Raw genomic sequence first — 792 nt, 5'->3', positions numbered from 1 at the left:
CGGTGCCCAGGACGTTGCCGCCCTGCAGCAGCCGGCGCAGCGAGAGGGCCCTCCGGCTCAGCGACTCCCAGAGCCGGCCGCGGAGCCGGGTCAGGGCGGCAAAGACGGCGTCGTGCAGCAGGAGGCGTTCAAGGTAGCGCAGCGCGGCCCGGCCGATGCCGAAGAAGCGCACGCCCACGATCGCGGTGAGCAGGTAGAGGATGGGCGGTTGCTCGCTGGCGCGGATGATCAGCCAGCCCGAGAGTCCGGAGAGGGCGACGGCGAAAAGGGCCGCCAGGGTGCCGACGGCACCTGCGGCGGCGAACTTGACCCGGACCGGTGCGAGCAGCCGGCGGAGCCGGGCTGCCGTCGAACCACGGGCGGCATGGCCGGCGGCTCCGGCCTGCGGCGCACGGGGTTCCCTGTCATCGATATGCAGGAGTTCGGCAGGCCGGCGTTCGGCTGCCTGGGATTCGGCTGCCTGGAAATCGGACGCCTGGGTCTCGCCGGGCCGGAACTCCGTATACCCGGCGGCCGACGCCTCGACGGTGGACGGGTCGACACCTGACGCCGCCGCTGCGCGGGGCGCCACGGCCACAAGCTCATCGGCAAGTTCCCGGGTCTGCCGGTCATGGGCCACCAGCAGGACAGTGACCCGTCCGCGCAGCCCGGCGATGGCGCCGCTGACGGCGGTGGCGGATTCACGGTCCAGGTGGGCGGTGGGTTCATCGAGGAGCAGCACCGTGGCGCCGGACTCGATCCGGGCGAGAGCGCGGGCCAGTGCGACACGGCGCAGCTCCCCCGGGCTGAGTT

The 792-nt window shown here is 73.1% G+C and carries 1 pseudogene; it reads right to left on the bottom strand.

From position 1 onward, the window contains the following. Nucleotides 1–792: pseudogene (locus K789_RS0100010) on the bottom strand (ABC transporter); the annotation flags it as partial.

The sequence above is a fragment of the Arthrobacter sp. TB 26 genome (assembly GCF_000427315.1).
GTDB lineage: Bacteria > Actinomycetota > Actinomycetes > Actinomycetales > Micrococcaceae > Arthrobacter.
Note: the sequence above shows the minus strand (reverse complement) of the source record. Positions and strands in the feature narration are given on the sequence as shown.